We start from the raw sequence: 18,685 nt of genomic DNA on the forward strand, positions 1-18,685 counted from the left end.
GGACACTCATGACCCAGGTCGTGGCATCGCGAGTCACCCGCCGGACGGTGGGGGTCATCGCCGATGGCGCCTTCAAGGTGCTGCTCGCCGCCGTCTGCATCGCCGGCGCTGCCCCGCTCGGCCGGTTACTCGGCACGCCGGCCTGGCTGATGGTCGCCGCAGGCGCGGCCCTGCTGATCGGCGGCGGTATCGAGATCGGATACACGCGCAGCCGGTCGATGCGCACCTACACGCAGCTCATGATCGCCTACGACAGTGGCTGGGTGCTGACGGCCCTGACCGGCTTCATGGTGGCGCGGCAGGGCAGCAGCGCCGGGGGTGAAGTGTGGATGGGGTACCAGACAGCCGCCCCCGTCCTGTTCGCCGCGCTGCTGGTCGCCGCGGCCCCCACGCGGTTGGACTCAGCTCCTCACACGGAGGGCGCCGCCCGCTGACGGCGGGCTTCAGAAGTGAGTCGCGATCCCGAAGGCGCGGCGGGGCTGACTCATGTCGTGCTGTGACGGGACGGTGCGGCGGGTTGTGAGGGGCGGTGAGTCGGACTCAGGCATGGGGGACGACAGCCACGGGGCAGCGTCCGTGGTGGAGGACGGCGTGGGCGACGTGGCTCAGCAGCGGCCCCGAGTGCGGGTGCCGGTGCACGCGCCGGCCGACGACCAGCAGCCCGGCGTCCTCGGTGGCCTGCACGACGGCCTTGGCGGGGCTCGTGAGACGGACACTGTCGGACACGTCCACCCCCGGGTACTTCTCCTGCCAGGGGCGGAGCGCCCTGCCCAGTTCCTTCTGGCCGTTCCTCGTCATCTCCTCCGTGGCGTCGTGGTCCACACCCCAGGGTGTGCGCGCGTGGAGCGGCACGCTGCGGCCGAGGACGGCCAGCAGCGGGACGCCCCGTGCGGCGGCGGTGTGGAAGGCGAAGTCGAGCAACTCGTCGCTGGACCCGCGCGGTTCCACCGCCACGACCACGCGGCTCGCGGTCGCCGGAGGCGGGTGCTCCTTTCCCGGGGCCGTGCGGACCACGACGACGGGCCGGCCGGCGCGTGCCACGACCGGGAGGCTGACGTCGCCCAGGAAGTAGCTCGAGAAGGTCTCCAGCCTCCGGGAGCCGAGCACGAGCATCTCGGAATCCGATGCCGCCCGCAGCAGGGCCTCCCGGGCGTCCTCGGCGACCAGGCTGCCCACGACCGTCAGGCCCGGATGGCGTGTCTGCAGCTCCGACTGCGCGGTGTGGACCAGACGCTTCGCCCAGTAGTTCTGGTCGACTTCGGAGGGCCCGCGGGCCGGTTCCGGCACCAGCATCGGCCACGCGTGCAGCAGCCGCAGGGTGAGCTTGCGCTTCTCGGCCTCGTCGGCGGCCCAGCGGGCGGCGGTGAGGCTCTCTGGTGAGCCGTCGAGGCCCACGGTGACGACTGGTTGCATGGCGGCGGCCTCCGTCTCGTACGAAGCTGGACATGACGGTGAACGAGTCCGGGGGCGAGCCGTCCGGACGTCGCCGGCGGGCCGATCGTGGTGTGTTTCTCTCCCTTCGAGGAGTACACCAATCCCCTGCGGCGCGCATGTGGACCTAGGGAGGACAGGACACGAGAGGTCATGCAGCAGGCGTGATCGGTCTGGTGCGGGGCTTGGGAGGAAGATCCTCGATGGCTACGCGGGCATGGCTGCCGTCCGCCGCGTGCTGCGGCACTTCGCCGTCTGGCGGGTTAACTCCTTCTCCGCTCCCTGCGTTCTACGTGAGTTGCCCTCGGGCGCCGTCGCCACCTGCAGTGTCCTCGGTGTCCGGCGCGGGCAGGCGCATACCGCGGGACTCTGCGACGCGCAGGGCGTCGGTCAGGCACTCGGCGAGACGCAGGCCGGCGTAGCGGACCTCGGTGCAGGGCGACTCGGGGTCCTCCAGCACCCTGCGGGCCAGACCGAGCACATCGGTGCCGGTGGTCATCTGGAGGTCCTCCAGTTCGTCAGCCAGACGGGAGAGGTAGCCGCCGCCGTTCCCGGTGATCAGGTAGCAGGGCTTGCCGTCCGGGGAGAGCCAGGGCAGGAGCCGGGGGGCGGTTGTGCCGTCTACGTGGTCCATCAAGCGGCCACCGTCTGCTCGCCGACGAGGTGTTCGTGGGCCACGAGGTAGGGGCGGACGAGGGTGGAGGCGGTGCCGTCGAGTCGGGTGGGGAGGCCGTAGGGGGACCGGTGACGTGGGAGGTGTGAGGGCTGGGGCTCGGGAAGACGGCGTGCGGGAGCGAGGCGAAGGTGTGGGGAGCAGCGGAGGCAGCGGCGTCGTTTGCCGGTGCCCGGGGCGAAGAGGAGCCGCAGCCATGTGAGTGCGCGGGAGATAAGGTCGTGCATGTCGACGTTCCTTGTCAGCGTTGGCCGTGCCCCGGGAGGTCTAGCCACCTCGCCGGGGTCTTGTCATTTCGACCATACCGCAACTGCGTCCCCCTGCACCCCTCTGAGTTCTACAGCGTCCCACCGCTGTGGGACGCGTTCTACTCCTGCAGCATGCGTAGGGCTGCGGCACGGTGAGGGGATGACCGAGCTTCCGCGCTACGAGTACGTGAAACTCGCCGACGCCATCTCCGCGGACATTGCGTCAGGCAAGCTGCCGCAGGGCGCCGCGCTGCCCGGCGAGCGCGCCATGACCGATCTGTACAGCGTGAGCATCGGCACCGTGCGTCGCGCCGTCGTCGAACTCCGCAAACGAGGGCTCGTCGCCACCCTGCCGGCGAAGGGTACGTACGTCATCGGGATGCCGGAGCCCGTCGGCGACGCCCCCGAGGAGAGCGAACCGAACGCCTGAAGGAGCCCGCGCGTTGTCGTTCAGCCTCCGACGATGCAGAAGGGGTGCCCCGCCGGGTCCGTGAGGACCCGCCACTTCTCCACGTTCGGCTGATACTCAGGCCTGCCCGCACCCAGCCCCACCAGTCGTGCCTCGGCCTCCTCCAGGTCCTCGACCCTGAAGCAGCAATGCAGCTGCTGAGGCACCTCCTGGTCGGGCCAGCTCGGTGGGTGGTAGTCGTCGACGCGCTGGAAGCTGAGGGAGATACCGCCCTCGCCGCCCAGAGAGGCGAACTCGGCGTTGGACTTCGGATGGAGTTCGAGCCCGGTGGCCTGCTGGTAGAACGTCGCGAGCGCCTGCGTGTCGGCGCAGTCCAGAGTGATCGCGCTCAGCTTCATCCCCCGAGCACCTCCTGACAGTCCGACCAGGCAGGTTGGCTCAGCAGAGGCCGGATGCGGGTGAAGAGGCTGAGGAGGTCGGGGCCCCACTGGTCGCGGAAGGCGGGGTCGGTGCGGGCGAGGTCGAGTTCGTTGGCGGCCGTGAGCTCGGCGAAGTCCCGCCGTGACCGCGGCTCCGGGGTGTGGCTCAGGCCGGTGAACCGGTCGTGAAAGGGCCCGTCGGTGTCGGCGAGCGTCGGATAGGTGGCCCCGCGATCGCAGGAGGCGTACAGGTACACCAGTTCCTCGGCCTCGGCGCCTGTCACCGCCACGAGTTCGCTGCGTCGGTCCAGGGGCAGCAGTGCGCCGGGGAAGCCGTCGGTTCCGTAGAACGCGTGGCACAGTCCCGCGAGTTGGAGGGCCGGGCGGGCGTCCCATGCGGCGAGTTGCCGCTGTACGCGCTGGAGATGGGCGATGAGGGTGCCGCCCGGATGGGCGATGTCCGCGGCGCCGAGCTCACGCAGCAGCGCGACGGCCGGGCCGGAGGCCGCAAGGGAAACGGGCACGGGGTGGAGTCCTTCCAGCAGTGCCAGAGGTCGGCACCCATCAAATCGTTGGACGGACCGGGTCGGCCATCGATTTGATCGCGCTCGTGACGACTCCGCAGCAAGCCCTGGTCCGCTCCGCCGCCCGTAACAACGCCGAGTGGTGTGCGGCGATGTGCCGGGCTCATGGCGTGGCGGAGGAGTTCGGGCGCGAGGCGTGGGTCGCCGCGGGGCGGACGCCGGCGTACTACCCCGAGGCGGTGACGCTGGCGCCGGGTGCCGACCGGAACGCGCTCGTGGCAGGGATCGACACGACGTCGCCCGGCGCCTCGGTGAAGGACAGCTTCGCCGATCTCGATCTGACGGGGGCGGGGTTCCGGGTGTTGTTCGACGCGCGGTGGATCCACCGTCCGGCGGGCGCGGCGGCGCCCCACACCGCGGAGGAGGCGTCGGGTCTCTCATGGGACGTGGTGGGCGATCCGGACGCGCTGCGCGCCTGGGCGCTGGCCTGGGCGGACGGAGGTGAGGACGCGGGCCTGTTCCGGGCCGGGCTGCTCGCCGACCCCGGGACCTACGTGCTCTCAGGGCGGCCCGCGCGCGGCGGCCGTGTCGTTGCCGGAGCGGTGGTGACGCGCAGCGGGCAGGCGGTCGGGGTGTCCAACGTCTTCGCTCGGGACGGCCACGAACCGGACGCGGCCTGGTCGGCTCTGCCGCATGTGCTCGGACGGCTCTTTCCCACCCTGGCCGTGGTCGGTTACGAACACGGCGACGATCTGGCGGCGGCCCTCCGGCACGGCTTCGAGCAGGTCGGCCCGCTCCGGGTCTGGCTGCACGAGGGGTAGCCCCCGAGCGGCCCGGGTCGGCCTCTACCGCGGCTTGTACGCCAGGAACGTGCCGGCCTGCCTCCTGGCCCCCTCCTCGGGCTCCTGCACCGTGCGCGCGGAGACGACCAGCCCGGCCCGGTGGAGGAGTTCGGCGATCCGGTCCGGGGGCAGGAGGTACGACTCGTAGGACACCGGATGGCCGCCGTAGGCATGGGTCGGGCGCAGGTGTTCGTCGTCGCCCACGTGGCCTGCCAGCATCAGCACGCCGCCGGGGGCGAGGGTGCGGTGGAACTCCGCGAACACGGTCGGCAGCCACTGCGGTGGGGTGTGGTGGGTGGAGTAGTACGCCAGGATGCCGCCGAGTTCGCCGGAGCCGATGTCCAGCGCGGTCATCGAGCCGACACCGAAACGGAGCTCCGGGTACGCCGTCCGCGCCAGCTCGACCATCCTCGGCGAGACGTCCACGCCGAACACCCGCACTCCCAGGGCGGCCAGGTGGGCCGTCACCTTGCCGGGACCGCAGCCCAGGTCGGCGACCGGCCCCGGGTGAGGGGGCCGTACCAGCTCGGCGAAGGTCGCCAGCATCGCGCGGGACACCGGGTCCAGCTCGGCCGGCTCCTTGACGAGTCGGGCGTAGTCGGCGGCGACGGTGTCGTAGGACTCGCGGGCGGCGGTGACGTGGGGCGGCTCGGTCATGGCGGGAAGTTAGCCGACGGCACTGACACGCCTCGTACTCCGACGCCAGTACACCGGTTTACTCCCGCCGTAAGACGCCCGCACCGCCCCTCCCCCGGCACGGTGACAGCGTGAAGCCGAACCCGAAGCTGAGCCGCCCCGTCCGCCGGGCCCTTCTCGTCGCCCATGTCACCGCCTCCGCGAGCTGGCTCGGGCTCACGCTCGGGCTGCTCGCGCTCGGCATCACCGCGGCCGTCACCGGGTCCGCCGTGACCGTGGAGGCGTCCGCGCGGGCCATGAAGCTCTTCGCCGACTGGCTGCTGCTCCCCGTCGCGTTCCTCACGCTCGCCAGCGGGCTGGTCCTGTCGCTGGGCACGCCCTGGGGGCTCGCACGGTACCGCTGGGTGTACACGAAGTTCTGGCTGTCCCTCGCCACGACCGCCGCCACGGCGTTCGCCCTGCGCCCCGCCGTGAACTCCGCGGTCGCCGCGGTCGCCGCGGGCGGACCGCTGCCCGAGACCCACGACGTGCTGATGGGGCCGAGCGTCTCACTGTCGGCCTACACCTTCATGACCGTGATCTCCGTTCTCAAGCCCTGGGGGCTGACCCGGAGGGGGAGGCGCCTGCGGGCGTCCGCACGACGGGCACCCGAGAGTGTCTGAGGGTGTCTGCCTAAGCCACTTGCCACTTGCCTAAAAGCATTAGGAAGATGCACACTCTCTTCAGGCAAGAGGGAGGATCCTTATGGCACGCGTGGGACTCACGCCGGATCGTCTGACCGAGGCGGGCGCCGAACTCGCCGACGAGGTCGGCTTCGACCAGGTCACCGTCTCGGCGCTGGCCCGCCGGTTCGACGTCAAGGTCGCGAGCCTGTACTCGCACGTGAAGAACTCCCAGGACCTCAAGACCCGCATCGCGCTGCTCGCGCTCACCGAAATGGCCGACCGGGCCGCCGAGGCCCTGGCCGGCCGGGCCGGCAAGGACGCCCTGGCCGCGCTCGCGAACGTCTACCGCGACTACGCCCGGGAACACCCCGGCCGCTACGCCGCCGCCCAGCTGCGGCTCAACCCGCGGACCGCGGCCGCGAGCGCCGGTGTCCGGCACGCGCAGATGACCCGGGCGCTGCTGCGCGGCTACGACCTGACGGAACCGGACCAGACCCACGCGGTCCGGCTGCTCGGCAGCGTCTTCCACGGCTACGTCAGCCTGGAGCTCGGCGGCGGTTTCAGCCACAGCGCCCCGGACACCGAGGAGACCTGGGCCCGGATCCTCGAAGCCCTCGACACGCTGCTGCGGAACTGGCCCGCGGCCCCTACCGATCCCCGAGGCTGACACCCATGCACACCGAGCACGACTGGATCACCACCCCCCTCACGGCGGACCTGCTGCGCGGCGCCCTCGACCTGGAGCGCACCGAGCACGGCCTCCTCCCCCACCGGCTCCCGGCCCGGGCCCGCGCGCAGAACACCAACCCACAGCTGGCGATGGCCGAGGCCCAGCCCTCCGGCGTACGGCTGGCCTTCCGTACGGCCGCCACCGCCGTCGAACTGGACACACTGCGCACCAAGCGCGACTACGCCGGCTTCCCGTCGCGCCCGGACGGCCTGTACGACCTGCTGATCGACGGCCGCCCGGCCGGCCAGGCAGCCGGGACCGGCGGCAACGTCCTCACCGTCGACCTGTCCACCTGGGAGGGCGAGCTCACGCCCGGCCCGGTCGGCACCGTCCGCTTCACCGGACTGCCCGCCGAGGAGAAGGACGTGGAGATCTGGCTGCCGCACAACGAGACCACCGAGCTGGTCGCCCTGCGCACGGACGCGCCCGTCGCACCCGCGCCGGACCGGGGCCGCCGGGTGTGGCTGCACCACGGCAGCTCGATCAGCCACGGCTCGGACGCCGCGAGCCCCACGGCCGTCTGGCCCGCGATCGCCGCGGCCCGCGGGGGCGTGGAGCTGATCAACCTCGGCCTGGGCGGCAGCGCGATGCTCGACCCGTTCACCGCGCGCGCCATGCGGGACACCCCGGCCGACCTGATCAGCGTCAAGATGGGCATCAACATCGTCAACCAGGACGCGATGCGGCTGCGCACCTTCGGCCCGGCCGTGCACGGCTTCCTCGACACCATCCGCGAGGGGCACCCCGACACCCCGCTGCTGCTCGTCTCCCCCATCCACTGCGCCATCCACGAGAAGACGCCCGGGCCCACCGCCCCCGACGTCGAGGAGATCGGCAAGGGGCGGCTGGTCTTCTCCGCCATGGGCGACCCGGCGGAGACACCCACCGGCAAACTCACCCTCGCCGTCATCCGCGAGGAGCTGTCCCGCATCGTGCGGCAGCGCGCCGCCGACGACCCGAACCTCCACTACCTCGACGGCCTGGAGCTCTACGGCGAGTCCGACGCGGCCGAACTCCCGCTGCCCGACAACGTCCACCCGGACGCCGCCACCCACCGCCGCATCGGCGAACGCTTCGGCGAGCGGGCCTTCACCGAGGGCGGTCCCTTCGCCCCACGCCCGTAACGCCGCCCGCCACCCGTCAGCCCTCGAACCCCTGGTCCGCCAGGATCTTGTCGATCCGGGCCCGGTGCGCCGCCTCCCAGTCGTCCAGGGTCTCCCCGGCCTCCTTGGCCAGCTTGGCGCGGGCGGCGGTGCGGACCTCCTCGCGGCGGGCGCCGGGCACCACCACGACGCCTTCCTCGTCGGCCACGACCACGTCACCCGCGTCGACCGCGACCCCGCCGCAGCGCACCCGCTCGCCCAGCGGCCGAACGGCCGACTTGCCGCCCGGGATGGGGATGACCCCGCGGGCGAACACCGGGAAGCGCATCTCCCGTACCTCGGCGAGGTCGCGGATCAGCCCGTCGGCGACGAACGCGGCGACGCCCCGGCGCTGGGCGACGGCGCAGACGTTGCCGCCGGCCAGCGCGTAGTCGAGGTCGCCCGACTCCACGACGACGACCGAGCCGGGGGCGGCCCGGTGGATCGCGGCGTGCAGCATCAGGTTGTCGCCGGGCGGGCACCGTACGGTGAAGGCCGGTCCGGCCACGCGCGGCACCGGCCCCCACAGCGGCCGGATCCCGCTGTCCATGACCTGCTCGCGGCCCAGCAGGTCGGCCAGTGTGGTCGTGGGTATGTCCGTGAACGCGTCGACGTCAGCCATGACACGCATCCAACCACCCACACCGGCCGTTAGAACGGCAACGGCCGGGCCCGTACCACCTCCAGCCGCGACACCGCCCGCGTCAGCACCACGTACAGCCGGTGCGGGCCCCGTTCCTCCGCCTCGGCGATCGCCGCCGGCTCGACGGCCACGACATGGTCGTACTCGAGTCCCTTGACCACGCTCGCCGGTACCAGCGACAGCCGTGCGCCGAGTTCCTCGTGGCCCGCCGCCTCGATACCGGCGGCCTCCAGCGCCGCCCGCACCCGGGGCACGTCGGCGTCCGCCGCGACCACCCCGACGGATCCCTCGCGCGCGAGGGCGTCCCGTACGGCGTCCACGACCGCCCCCATCACCCCGTCCGCGGTGGTCTCCCGCGTCCGCAACTCCCCGTCCCCACGCAGCGAACGGGCCGCCGGCACGTCCACGTCCAGCCGCTCCAGCAGCCGGTTGGCGAACCCGACGACCGCCTGCGGCACGCGGAAGCCGGTGGTCAGCTCGACCACGGCCGCGTCCGGCTTCCCCAGGTGCGCGAGGACCGTCCGCCACGACCGTGCCGCCCACGGCGTCGTCCCCTGCGCCAGGTCGCCCAGCACCGTCAGCGAACCGAAGGGGACCCGGCGGGCGATGGCCCGGCACTCCATCGGTGACAGGTCCTGCGCCTCGTCGACGACGACATGCCCGTACCCCTCCGGGTGCTCGATCAGCCCGGCGGCCTCGTCGACGAGCACCAGATCGGCGGCCGACCAGCGCGCCGACTTCCACGACCGGGGCGGCCTCCGCCACCGCAGCGCCTCCTGCTCGGTGGGGTCCAGCAGCCCGTCGGCCGCCTCCGCCAGCACCTCACCGTCGCCGAGCAGTCCGGCCACGACCTCCTCGGGCCGCACCCGGGGCCAGACGGCGTCGAGGTACGCGGACACGGGTCGTGCCCGCTCGACCCGGCGCACCCAGGCGTTCGTGGGCGGCCCGGCCCGCCGCTCCACCTGCGCGCGCAGACAGCTCACGATCCGCGCCCGAACGCGCTCCCGCCCGACCCCGTACGGCGGTGCCTCCTCCCGTACGTCCGCGACGATCCGCGCCAGTTCCGCCTCCGGCACCCGCCAGCGGTACGACCCGTCCGGCACGGCGAGGGAGCCGGCCCCCTCGGTGCGCACCCGCGCGTACAGCGCCCGCCGCAGCACCTCGGCCATCCGGGCGTCGTGCTTGACGGCGGCGGCCGCCGGCTCGTCGACGCCCCTGACCGGATGCCGCGCGATCTCCTCGGCGAGCGTCGACTGCCGCACCCCGCTCTCGCCGAGGGCCGGCAGGACCTCCGCGATGTACGACAGGAAGGTGCGGTTGGGCCCGAGGATCAGCAGACCGCCGCGCCGGATGCGCTGCGGGTGGGTGTAGAGCAGATAGGCGGCCCGGTGCAGGCCGACCGCGGTCTTGCCGGTGCCGGGCGCCCCCTGCACACACACCGACACCGTCAGGTCCTCCCGGACGAGGTCGTCCTGCTCGGGCTGGATGGTCGCGGCGATGTCCCGCATGGGTCCGACGCGTGGCCGCTCGATCTCGCGGGCGACGATCTCACTGGCCCGGGCCTCCCCCTGCCCCAGGTGCTCGTCCTCCAGGCCGGTGAGGTCGCCGGAGTCGCCCCGGCTGCCGGGCGCCCAGCCGAACCGCCGGCGCACGGCGACGCCCTGCGGATCACGCGCCGAGGCCTGGTAGAAGGCGCGCGAGACGGGAGCGCGCCAGTCGACCACGAGGGGAGGTTCGGCCGGGTGCTCGGTGATCCGCAGCCGCCCGATGTGCAGCCGCCCACCGGCCCCCTCGAACTCCAGGGCCCCGAAGAACAACGGCCCCTCGGGCAGTTCCCGCAGCGCCTTGGCCCGGCTGCGCAGCCGGTATCCGAGGACCTCGGCATCGGCACCGGACGCGGATACGTCCTCCCCGATGACGACCTGTTCACCGGCGCCCTCGACCATGGCGGCGAGGGCGTCCCGGCAGCGCTCGTGATGGGCGCGTTCCCGGTCGAGTACGTGCTGAAGGGCAGGCTCGGTCGAGGTCATTCCACCGAGCATAAGCGAAAACGTAACCGAGTTAAATTTATTACTGAGTTCCACCTTGGAGATTCGGCGGCAGCCCGGCCGCCAGCCACCCGAACGCCCGCTCGGCCGCGGCCACCGCGTCCGGCCGTACGTCGCCCACGCGCTCCCCCGCCGCGATCCGCCGCCAGTTCTCCATCGCGAGGATCCGCAGTACGGCCATGATCTGCCCGGCCGCGAGCCGCGCGTCCAGATCACCCCCGAGCGCCTCCGCGAGCGCGGCCTCGGAGCGCTCCTGGTGCGTGTGCGCCCGGGCGGCCAGGGAGGGCGTCTCGTAGAGCAGGCCGTGGAAGGCGAGGACCTGAGGGTGATCGCTGAGCCCGGTCACCGGATCGGACCGCTCCAGCCCCTCCAGGAAGTGCCGCCGCAACGCCTCGACCGGGGAGGCCTCCGCCTCCGCCACCACCCGCGCGGCCTCCCCCTCGTGGTCGGCGATCCGGTGCAGCACCAGATCCTCCTTGGCCGGGAAGTACCGGAACAGCGTCGGCTTCGAGATCTCGGCAGCCGCCGCCACCTCGGCCACGGACACCGCGTCGAACCCCTTCTCCAGGAAGAGCCGGATCGCGATGTCCGACACGACCTGGTACATCCGCTGCCTCTTGCGCTCCCGCAGCCCGATCTCGCTCATGCCGCGAGCCTACGCAGTGCCGCACCGCACCGAACCGGGCCTAAGCGAGGGTCCTGGCGAGATAGGGACTGGCGGTGGAGCGGGCCGGCAGGCCGAGGGACGCGGTGGCGGCCGCGAGGGTCATGGCGTAGGAGTCGACGGCCCGCCGGACGTTCGGGGCGTCCAGACCGGCGCCGGTCACCAGCCGGTCGAGGTCGACGTAGGCCGACCGGACGATCTCGACCCAGCGGTAGACCCGCCAGTCCCGCTGCCAGTCCCGGGTGTACGCGCCGGGCAGGGTGTTCTCCCACCTCCGGAGCATGCGTTCCCGGATCTCCGGCCTGGTCGGGGTGAGGTGGAAGTGCCGGACCAGGTCGTACAGCGGATCGCCGACCATGGCCATCTCCCAGTCGATGATGGTGAGGGCCAGACGGTCACGCTGGGAGTGGCGGACGAGGTTCCAGGGGTTGAGGTCGCCGTGCAGCAGGGCGTGCTTGCGCGGGGTGACGCGGTGCCGGGCGAGGATCTCGCTCAGCCGGTCGGCGTCCGGCAGCCCCAGCGCCTTGGCCACCTGCTGCGACTCCTTCGGCAGCCCCCGGACCAGGGTGACCAGCTGCTGGCTGAGCCAGGTGTAGAAGTCCCACGGGCCGGTGAGCGGGTCGAGCCCGGCATGGTCGACCCGGGTCAGCTCCCCGAGCTGGTACACGAGCCCGTCCGCCTCGTGCGGCAGCAGCCCGTTCACCGGGTGGCTGGGGGGCCGGTCGCTGTGCCGCGGTCCCACGTAGGTGTGGATGGCGAAGTCGTCCCCGCCGTGGCTCCTGCCCAGTGCGAGCACCCTGGGGGCCGTCACGTCGACATCGGAGCGGGCGATGGCGCGCAGCACGGCGTGCTCGCTGAGGTGGCTCGGCTCCAGGCGGCAGAACGAGGCGATCCTGCGCCGCACCACCACGGGAAAGTCGACGTGCGGGACGCGGACGACGGAGTTGAGGTGGGCGGTGCCCTTGAAGACCCGGCCGGCCGGAGCCGTGCCCTCCGCGACCAGGGCGTCGCGTACCGCCGGGTGCGGGAAACCGGGGTCCTCCGGGACCCGCTTGTCGGGGAGCCAGGTGAGGGCCGGGACCGGCCGGAAGGCGGTGGGCCTGCGGTGCCGTGAGGTCCGCCAGCGCAGCAGCACCCGCTCGACCTCCGTGCGGCCCGGGACCCTCGCGAGGCCGAGCGGTTCGGCGGCGGTGGTGAGCGCCCGGTGCACGACGGCGGTGGCCTGCGTCAGGCTCCGGTCGTCGAGCCGGTCGTCCAGCTCCTTGGCGGCCCGCATCACGTCCGGGTACACGGACTGGGCCCGCTCGAAGGCCACGTAGTGCCGCAGGTCCTTGGTCAGGCCGTTGACCGCCGAGGGCCGGCTCTCCTCCATGGCCACGACCCAGGCCTGCCGCACCTCGTCCCATTGGGACGCGGGATAGCGCATCCGGACCAGGTGGGTCGCGAGCTCGTGCAGCGGGTCGCCGTAGGTCGCGAGTTCCCAGTCGACGCAGGCGATCGACCGGTCGTCGGCGGCGACGATGAGGTTGTCGCGGTGCAGATCCGTGTGCAGCAGGCCGTACGGGCGGCGCGTCATGGCGGGGATCCGCTCGGCCAGCCGGTTCAGGGCGTCGGCCGGGACACCCAGGGCCTCGAACAGCCCTCCGAACTCGTTCCAGTTGGGCTGCCGGACCTGGCGGTCGGCCTGCTGGGCCAGGGTGCGCAGGAAGCCGCGGCTGTCCTTGTCGCCGCCGGTCCGCACCTCCGGCATCGGGGGCAGGGTCTCCTTGCGGACCTGTGCCATGTGGGCGACCGTCCGCATCAGTGACGCGATGAGGGGACGTTCGACCGGTTCGCCGTCCTTGTGGAGGCTGGAGAGCGGGACGCCCTCCACATAGCTGTGGACCGCTGAACCGTTCCGTCTGGCCAGGCATTCCGGTGCCCGGGGCAGTGCGCCGCTGATGGCGCGGAGCACGTCGGGTTCCTTCCAGGTCCGGATGACGACGGGCAGCGCGTCCAGGGTGCGCAGCCGCACTATCGCCAGGGTGCCCGTCTCGCGTCCCACGTACCGGGCCATGGGCTCGGTCAGGGGCAACACGAAGTTCCGGTTGTGATGGCCGTCGTACATCACGCCGTCTGTCGTCGCCCGCCGCACGAACTCCCCGTAAGGGTCGTGCGCGGGGGCCCTCCCCGGGGGAGGTGGGGAAACCGGCTGCGGGGGCACCGGCTGCTCCTGGATCAAAGTGCCATGCTCTGGAAAGTGTTGCAGAGCCTAGCGCCGGGCCGGTGCCCACACGACTCGAGTCCGGTGATCGGTGGTCTCAATGAGGTAACCGTGACACTCGGATACCTGTGCGATTACTTGTGCGATCACGCCTCTCGCAGGGCGAGCAGGACTTCGTCCATGGAGCGGACGATGTGCGACGGCTCGACGCCGACGGCCACCAGTCGGTCCAGTTGCCGCTGGTTCCGGGCGTAGCCGAGGAAAGGGACGCCCAGCTTCTGCGCCGCCTCGTAGTCCGTCCCGGCGTCGCCGAGCATGAGGGCGTGCGACGGGTCCGCTCCGAGCGCCTTGAGGGCCTGGGACAGGCAGTGCGGGTGGGGCTTCATCTGATCGAGGTCCTTGGTGCGCCCGTAGATGTAGGAGAAGCACCCCTTGAGGCCCCGGCTCTCGACGTAGGCCGCCGCGGCGAGCGCCGAGTTGTTCGTGGTGATGGCGAACCTGGCCCCCAGGGCCGACCAGGTCCTGATGAGCGGATCCACGTACGGCGTGGGCATCGCGCTGGGGACGGCCGTCAGCTCCTGCTGGGTGAGCCACTCCTCGAGCAGGGTGATCAGGTCGCTCTCCGGATGCCGCTCGTTGACGCCGAGCAGCACGGCCTGCGGATCCGGGTCGAGGCGTTCCTCCTCCCGCAGCAGTCCGCCCAGTCCGCGCTGCTGGATCAGGTTGACCAGCTCCCGGGCCACACCGGCCGCCGGGTGGCCGGCGAACAGCCGGCATATCGGCCCGTCGAGGTCCCAGAGGACGTAACGAACGGGAGCGAGCAGTTTTCGCAGTTCCCCGGCCGGTGCCGTCGCCGCACCAGCCCGCGTCGTATCAGAGGTCACTAGGAGAGTGTCAGGTCCGTCGTGATGGTTTCCCAGAGGGCGTCGAACCACTTCTGTGATTCCTTCACGAACGCCGCATCCCGCTGACCCGCCTGTTTCACGAAGGAGAACAGCAGGGACTGGGAGCCGAGGACGTCGTACATGTCCAGGGTCTGGCTGCCCCACTCCTCCGCGCGCCTGGTGAGCATGTAGTAGCCGATGAGCGCCTCCTCCTCGTTGAGGAGGTACAGCTTCACCGGCGGCGTGAACGGCAGCGCGCGGAAGCGGACGCGTACGTCCATGCCGTGGGTGGAGCGCAGGGCCAGCAGGTTGTGCTGGAGGACCTGCCCCTGGGCGTTGCGCATGGCCAGCCAGCGCTGGTGGACGGGGTTGTCGTCGCCGTGGGCCTCCACGGGGACGGGGAAGGCCAGCTCGATGTCCCGGGACGGGACGAGGATGCGGACGTCGATCGACTCGGGGCGGAGGCGGCCCTCGTGGATCAGGCGGAGCGGCTCACCGATGGCGACCATCAGCGTCTCCGCGGTGTGGCAGACGACGTCGACCCGCACCCGCCGGGCCGAGAACGCCTCCGTCAGCCGGGGCGCCAGCCCCACCATGGTCGGCTGCGGCTCCCCGCGTGCCGGAGCCGGGGCCGCGATCCGCGGCGGGCTGCCCTTGCTGACGTTGGTGAGGAGGCCGTCCTCCTGGAGTACCCGCAGGGCCTGGCGGACGGTGCCGCGTTCCACGCCGAACTCGTCCGCGAGTTCGGCCTGGGTGGGCAAGCGGTCCCCGGGCCTCAGCTCACCGGCGCGGATGCGTTCCTTCAGGCGGTCGGCGATCTCCTGGGGCGTGAGCCTTCTGCTGCCGTTCACTGCCACGTTCTCCGCCACGTCCTCCGCCACACTTCTCCCCGCTCCCCCGCGTCACAACCAAACGCTACAACTTTGATCCATCTGACGGGAGTTGTTTGAAAGTTGTTTATGACTAGTAGCCAAGTGGGGACAACTTAATCAGAGTTGGTTGCCAACTTGCCAGAGTTGGCGGAAGTTTTGCTTCCGAACTTCCGAAGGGGGAACACCGATGCCCGCCCTCGCTCTCCTCTCCGCCGCCTTCGTCGTCGCCTTCGAGCAGCTCGTCCAGTGGAAGTACGGCCCGGTCGGCATCGTCGGCCTGCTCCTGCTCACCGTGGGCATCAAGGCCAAGAGCCCGGCGGTCAGCTCCGCCGGGGCGGTCGTGCTCGCGCTGCTGATGACCGGGCCCGCCCGCTGACTCACCGCGTGAGCACCAGGTCCGAACTGATCGTCTCCCACAGCGCGTTGAACCACAGGTGGGACTGCTCCACGAACGTCGTGTCGCGCAGGCCCGGGCCCTGCCGGAAGGAGAACAGCATCGACTGGGTGCCCTGGGCGTCGTACATCTCCAGGTGCTCGTGGTCGATCTCGGTCTCCCGGCGGGCCAGCGTGTAGTACGCGAACAGCGCCTCCGCGCCGTTGAGGAGGTAGAGCTTCACCGGCGGCGTGAAGGGCAGCGCGCGGAACGTGACGTGCACATCGATGCCGTGCGTGGCGCGCAGGGCCAGCAGGTTGTGCTCCAGCACCTGCCCCTGGGCGTTGCGCATCGCGACCCACCGCTCGTGCACCCAGTCGTCGCGGCGCCCCTCGACCGGCACCGGGAAGGCGAGGTCGATGTCCCGGCTGGGCAGCAGGATCCGGACGTCGACCTTGGCCGGTTTCAGCCGCCCGGCGTGGATCTGCCGCAGCGGCTCGCCGATGGCGAGCGTGAGGGAGATGGAGGTCAGGCACACGGCGTCGATCTCGACGTGCTCCGACGCGAACGCCGCCGCTATCCGGGGCGCGAGGGCCACCGTGGTGGGCAGCGGTGGCGCTTCCGGGCCGGTCAGCGCCCTGGAGAGGTCGGCGGCGACGGTCGCCGGGGCGCCCTTGGACACGTTGGTGAGCAACCGCTCGGACTGGAGGATGCGCAGCGCCTGGCGCACGGCACCGCGCTCGACTCCGAACTCGTGGGCCAGCTGGGCCTGGGTGGGCATGCGTTCACCCGGCCGCAGCGCTCCTGACCTGATCCGGGCGCGCAGCTCTTCGGCCACTTCGCGATGTGTTCTCTGTGGCCGTTGTGACCTCTTCCGTCCAGTGACGGAGGCGTGTTCCGGGTCCACCATCAAACAGTACAACTTCCCGCCATCTTGCGGCAGTTCACTGCTGGGTGGTTATAGGGAGCTTCCAAGTGGAGATAAGTACAGTGAAGTTGGTCGCCAACTTGCGCAACATGGTCAGTCTTTCAGGGGGTTGGCCATCCACCATGGGGTTCCCTTCCGGAGGGGAGCCGGGAGCCCCGGGCCGGTCGGCGCCACCGCACAACAACCACAACCGAACAGCTCGCTACGGATGCGGGTCCCCGTCGTCGGCAGAAGGGAGCGGTTCAGAACATGTCCGGGCACCAAGGCCGCCTGGACGTACGCAGCAGGGCGTCGGCCTTCCGGGCGGCGCCCGCTCGTTCTTCCCGGACCCGCCCCAGCGCCGCCAGCCGCACCGCCGACTCGTCCCCCAGCCACAGCGCCCCCAGGTCGCCCAGCCCCAGCGTGACGTCCGCGCTCTGCGTGGTCGGCTTGCAGGACGCCCCGTCGGCCGAGGCCTCCAGCCGGTAGCGCCCGCCGGTCAGCCCGTCCACCCCGGCGACCTCCAGCACCAGCGCCCCCTCCCCCTCGTACGTCCGCGCCTCCAGCGCCCGTACGACGTCCAGGATCCGCACCCACAACCAGTCCGCCAGCGACGTGATCCGGGCCGCCCGCGGGTCGGGCAGGAAGTGCGGGAGCAGGTCGTCGGGCGCCCGCGGGCCGCTCTTCACCCGCGCCACCCAGTCGATCGAGCAGAGGTACTGCCACAGAGCGCGCTCCGCGGCCGGTGTCGTGCCGATCAGCCACCTCACGGTCGCCGTGTTCAGCGGCTGCAGCTTGCCGTCCCCCCAGTTGTCGTCCACCTCGTACACGGCCAGGCCCTCGACCTCGCCGGACGCCGAGCGGTACACGGCGAAGAAGGGCTGCTTCCACGACGGGTCGAACCGTACGGCGCCGGTGTCCAGCTGCCACCACAGCTCATCGCGGTCGACCAGGCCCGGCCGGGCGCGGCGCAGCCGGTCGTGCAGGTCGGGGCCGAGCTTGCGGGCCTCCTCGCCGTCCACCAGGTCGATCCGCCCGCCGTCCGCCGGACCCGCCCAGCGGGCGTCGAGACCGGCACGCGGCACGTCGACCGTCCACTCGGCCGTCCAGGTCGCCGGCCCGAAGCCGTACCGGCCGTAGATCGGGTACTCGGCGGCGATCAGCGTCGCGACGACGTCCCCGCGCTCCTTCGCGGCCGCCAGGTCCCGCGCCATCATGCCGCTGAGCAGCCCGCGGCGGCGGTGGGTGGCGGTGACGGTGACGCCCGATACGGCGTCGGCGGGGACGGTCGCCCCGCCCACGACCGTCAGCTCCTGGGCGAAGGACCTGAAGGTCGCCACACACCGGCCGGCGTCGAAGGCGCCGAGGTAGCGGCCCGGCACGAACCGCCGGCGGCGCCCCTCGCGTTCCTCGTCGGAGACGGCCGGCGCCCGCAGGAAACCGGTGTTCACGGCACGAAGCCACTCGCCGAACTCGGCGTCGGTGATCGGGCGTATGTCGATGCCGTCGGCTCGGGGCGTGGGGGTCATGGACTCACGCTAGGCGGAGGGCCGGTCGGTGTCGCGCGGTTTTCCGCGCACCGGCCCTCCCCACCCGCGGGAGGGCGGCTCACGCCAGCAGGTCGTCGACCTGCGCCTCCCCTTCGCGGTACCGGCGGGTGATCTCCGCGCTGCATTCGTCGGCCGTGCGCTGCAGCCGCTGCCGCCGCCGGGAGATCTGCTGCTCGTAACGCTCGAGGCGCCCCATCGCGGTGGTCAGCTCCGCGTCGGTGCGTGCCTCGAGATCGGACAGCTCGACCTCGGCGAGCATCTCCGCGGCCAGCCGCCGGTACTCCTCGCCCTGCGGCGTGCCCAGGGTCAGGTGCCGCGCGGAGGAGCGGTTGCGGGCGGGGGCGTCCCGCAGGATCTCCGCCAGCCGCTCGACCACGGACGCCTCCGCGGGCTCGGCGACGGAGACCGGTTCCGCCGGTGCGCGCCGCGCCAGCTCGGCGCGCAGGATGTCGATCCGCCCCTGGAGCAGCCGCCGTACGTAGCTGAGGTCGGCCTCGTCGCGCTGGGCCTCGCGGCGCAGCGTGCGCAGCTCGGGCAGGCTCCGCGCGGCCGGCCCGTCCTCGGGAGCGTCCGAGGGCAGCCGCGGGCTGTCGGTGCGCTGTGTGGGCGGCCGGTGGTACTCCGACGTCCCGATCCCCGTGTATGCCGACCAGACAGCCCCCGACTGCTGCCCGGTGCTTGGTGTGCTCATGTGCCTCAACCGTCCCCTCGACCGGTGTGTGAAAGCATCGTGCCACCCCAAGTGGCCGCTATGGGAACGAGTGCCCCCGATAGACCCCAGATGGGCGGATAGGCAGCAAAATACGTCCCAGCGCGGTCCGT

At 71.9% G+C, this 18,685-nt stretch carries 22 protein-coding genes; 7 read left to right on the forward strand and 15 right to left on the reverse strand.

Annotated elements, in window-relative coordinates:
• Nucleotides 1-8: 8 nt before the first annotated feature.
• Nucleotides 9-434 carry a hypothetical protein gene (locus ABZ016_RS29715; protein WP_356919771.1) on the forward strand — a complete coding sequence of 142 codons (426 nt, stop codon included), beginning with the start codon at nucleotides 9-11 and terminating at the stop codon, nucleotides 432-434.
• A gap of 106 nt (nucleotides 435-540) precedes the next feature.
• On the opposite strand, the gene ABZ016_RS29720 is transcribed toward ABZ016_RS29715, so the two are convergent.
• The 3 genes from ABZ016_RS29720 to ABZ016_RS29730 form a co-directional block, all read right to left on the reverse strand.
• Nucleotides 541-1,413 (reverse strand): universal stress protein, encoded by an 873-nt coding sequence (locus tag ABZ016_RS29720; protein ID WP_356919772.1) that lies wholly within the window; start codon nucleotides 1,411-1,413, stop codon nucleotides 541-543.
• A 307-nt stretch (nucleotides 1,414-1,720) separates the two neighbouring features.
• A complete protein-coding gene (locus ABZ016_RS29725; protein ID WP_356919773.1) occupies nucleotides 1,721-2,065 on the reverse strand; it encodes a hypothetical protein in 345 nt (114 codons plus the stop codon).
• Entirely contained in the window at nucleotides 2,065-2,331 is a 267-nt protein-coding gene (locus ABZ016_RS29730) for a hypothetical protein (RefSeq protein ID WP_356919774.1), read from the reverse strand. The genes ABZ016_RS29725 and ABZ016_RS29730 overlap by 1 nt, the downstream gene beginning before the upstream one ends.
• A 181-nt stretch (nucleotides 2,332-2,512) precedes the next feature.
• Between ABZ016_RS29730 and ABZ016_RS29735 the strand changes: the two genes are divergently transcribed.
• The gene (locus ABZ016_RS29735) at nucleotides 2,513-2,782 is read left to right on the forward strand and encodes a winged helix-turn-helix domain-containing protein (protein ID WP_356919775.1); all 270 of its coding nucleotides are present in this window, start codon (nucleotides 2,513-2,515) and stop codon (nucleotides 2,780-2,782) included.
• A 20-nt stretch (nucleotides 2,783-2,802) separates the two neighbouring features.
• Here the strand turns inward: ABZ016_RS29735 and ABZ016_RS29740 are convergent, their stop codons facing one another.
• Nucleotides 2,803-3,159: a VOC family protein gene (locus ABZ016_RS29740; protein ID WP_356919776.1), complete on the reverse strand. Its 357-nt coding sequence runs from the start codon at nucleotides 3,157-3,159 to the stop codon at nucleotides 2,803-2,805.
• On the reverse strand, nucleotides 3,156-3,704 hold the full coding sequence (locus ABZ016_RS29745) for a DUF6817 domain-containing protein (protein WP_356919777.1): 549 nt from the start codon (nucleotides 3,702-3,704) through the stop codon (nucleotides 3,156-3,158). Before ABZ016_RS29745 ends, ABZ016_RS29740 begins: the two co-directional genes overlap by 4 nt.
• A gap of 86 nt (nucleotides 3,705-3,790) precedes the next feature.
• On the opposite strand from ABZ016_RS29745, the gene ABZ016_RS29750 reads away from it, so the two are divergent.
• Entirely contained in the window at nucleotides 3,791-4,525 is a 735-nt protein-coding gene (locus tag ABZ016_RS29750; RefSeq protein WP_356919778.1) for a hypothetical protein, read from the forward strand.
• A 24-nt stretch (nucleotides 4,526-4,549) separates the two neighbouring features.
• Here ABZ016_RS29750 and ABZ016_RS29755 read toward each other — a convergent pair whose 3' ends face one another.
• Nucleotides 4,550-5,203, reverse strand: a complete 654-nt coding sequence (locus tag ABZ016_RS29755) for a class I SAM-dependent methyltransferase (protein ID WP_356919779.1) — start codon at nucleotides 5,201-5,203, stop codon at nucleotides 4,550-4,552.
• Between the two features lie 110 nt (nucleotides 5,204-5,313).
• On the opposite strand from ABZ016_RS29755, the gene ABZ016_RS29760 reads away from it, so the two are divergent.
• From ABZ016_RS29760 to ABZ016_RS29770, 3 genes are all read left to right on the forward strand, one after another.
• Nucleotides 5,314-5,844 (forward strand): DUF2269 domain-containing protein, encoded by a 531-nt coding sequence (locus ABZ016_RS29760; protein WP_356919780.1) that lies wholly within the window; start codon nucleotides 5,314-5,316, stop codon nucleotides 5,842-5,844.
• A gap of 82 nt (nucleotides 5,845-5,926) precedes the next feature.
• Nucleotides 5,927-6,514 carry a WHG domain-containing protein gene (locus ABZ016_RS29765; protein WP_356919781.1) on the forward strand — a complete coding sequence of 196 codons (588 nt, stop codon included), beginning with the start codon at nucleotides 5,927-5,929 and terminating at the stop codon, nucleotides 6,512-6,514.
• 5 nt (nucleotides 6,515-6,519) lie between these two features.
• Entirely contained in the window at nucleotides 6,520-7,701 is a 1,182-nt protein-coding gene (locus tag ABZ016_RS29770) for a GDSL-type esterase/lipase family protein (protein WP_356919782.1), read from the forward strand.
• A gap of 16 nt (nucleotides 7,702-7,717) precedes the next feature.
• Here the strand turns inward: ABZ016_RS29770 and ABZ016_RS29775 are convergent, their stop codons facing one another.
• The 6 genes from ABZ016_RS29775 to ABZ016_RS29800 form a co-directional block, all read right to left on the reverse strand.
• The gene (locus ABZ016_RS29775) at nucleotides 7,718-8,341 is read right to left on the reverse strand and encodes an RraA family protein (protein ID WP_356919783.1); all 624 of its coding nucleotides are present in this window, start codon (nucleotides 8,339-8,341) and stop codon (nucleotides 7,718-7,720) included.
• Nucleotides 8,342-8,370: 29 nt separating this feature from the next.
• A complete protein-coding gene (locus ABZ016_RS29780) occupies nucleotides 8,371-10,392 on the reverse strand; it encodes an AAA family ATPase (RefSeq protein WP_356919784.1) in 2,022 nt (673 codons plus the stop codon).
• Between the two features lie 40 nt (nucleotides 10,393-10,432).
• The gene (locus tag ABZ016_RS29785) at nucleotides 10,433-11,056 is read right to left on the reverse strand and encodes a TetR family transcriptional regulator (protein ID WP_356919785.1); all 624 of its coding nucleotides are present in this window, start codon (nucleotides 11,054-11,056) and stop codon (nucleotides 10,433-10,435) included.
• A gap of 40 nt (nucleotides 11,057-11,096) precedes the next feature.
• On the reverse strand, nucleotides 11,097-13,181 hold the full coding sequence (locus tag ABZ016_RS29790; protein ID WP_356919786.1) for an aminoglycoside phosphotransferase family protein: 2,085 nt from the start codon (nucleotides 13,179-13,181) through the stop codon (nucleotides 11,097-11,099).
• A 242-nt stretch (nucleotides 13,182-13,423) separates the two neighbouring features.
• Nucleotides 13,424-14,161, reverse strand: coding sequence for an HAD family hydrolase (locus tag ABZ016_RS29795; protein WP_356919787.1), 738 nt, complete (start codon nucleotides 14,159-14,161; stop codon nucleotides 13,424-13,426).
• Nucleotides 14,161-15,012 carry a winged helix-turn-helix domain-containing protein gene (locus tag ABZ016_RS29800; RefSeq protein WP_356919852.1) on the reverse strand — a complete coding sequence of 284 codons (852 nt, stop codon included), beginning with the start codon at nucleotides 15,010-15,012 and terminating at the stop codon, nucleotides 14,161-14,163. Before ABZ016_RS29800 ends, ABZ016_RS29795 begins: the two co-directional genes overlap by 1 nt.
• 208 nt (nucleotides 15,013-15,220) lie before the next feature.
• Between ABZ016_RS29800 and ABZ016_RS29805 the strand changes: the two genes are divergently transcribed.
• A complete protein-coding gene (locus ABZ016_RS29805) occupies nucleotides 15,221-15,409 on the forward strand; it encodes a hypothetical protein (protein WP_356919788.1) in 189 nt (62 codons plus the stop codon).
• Nucleotide 15,410: 1 nt separating this feature from the next.
• On the opposite strand, the gene ABZ016_RS29810 is transcribed toward ABZ016_RS29805, so the two are convergent.
• The 3 genes from ABZ016_RS29810 to ABZ016_RS29820 form a co-directional block, all read right to left on the reverse strand.
• Nucleotides 15,411-16,319, reverse strand: a complete 909-nt coding sequence (locus ABZ016_RS29810) for a GntR family transcriptional regulator (protein ID WP_356919853.1) — start codon at nucleotides 16,317-16,319, stop codon at nucleotides 15,411-15,413.
• A gap of 257 nt (nucleotides 16,320-16,576) precedes the next feature.
• On the reverse strand, nucleotides 16,577-17,842 hold the full coding sequence (locus ABZ016_RS29815; RefSeq protein WP_356919789.1) for a GNAT family N-acetyltransferase: 1,266 nt from the start codon (nucleotides 17,840-17,842) through the stop codon (nucleotides 16,577-16,579).
• Nucleotides 17,843-17,921: 79 nt separating this feature from the next.
• Complete coding sequence (locus tag ABZ016_RS29820) at nucleotides 17,922-18,554, reverse strand: aerial mycelium formation protein (protein ID WP_356919790.1); 633 nt, start codon at nucleotides 18,552-18,554, stop codon at nucleotides 17,922-17,924.
• Nucleotides 18,555-18,685 lie beyond the last annotated feature (131 nt).

Source organism: Streptomyces sp. NPDC006372, assembly GCF_040612515.1.
GTDB lineage: Bacteria > Actinomycetota > Actinomycetes > Streptomycetales > Streptomycetaceae > Streptomyces.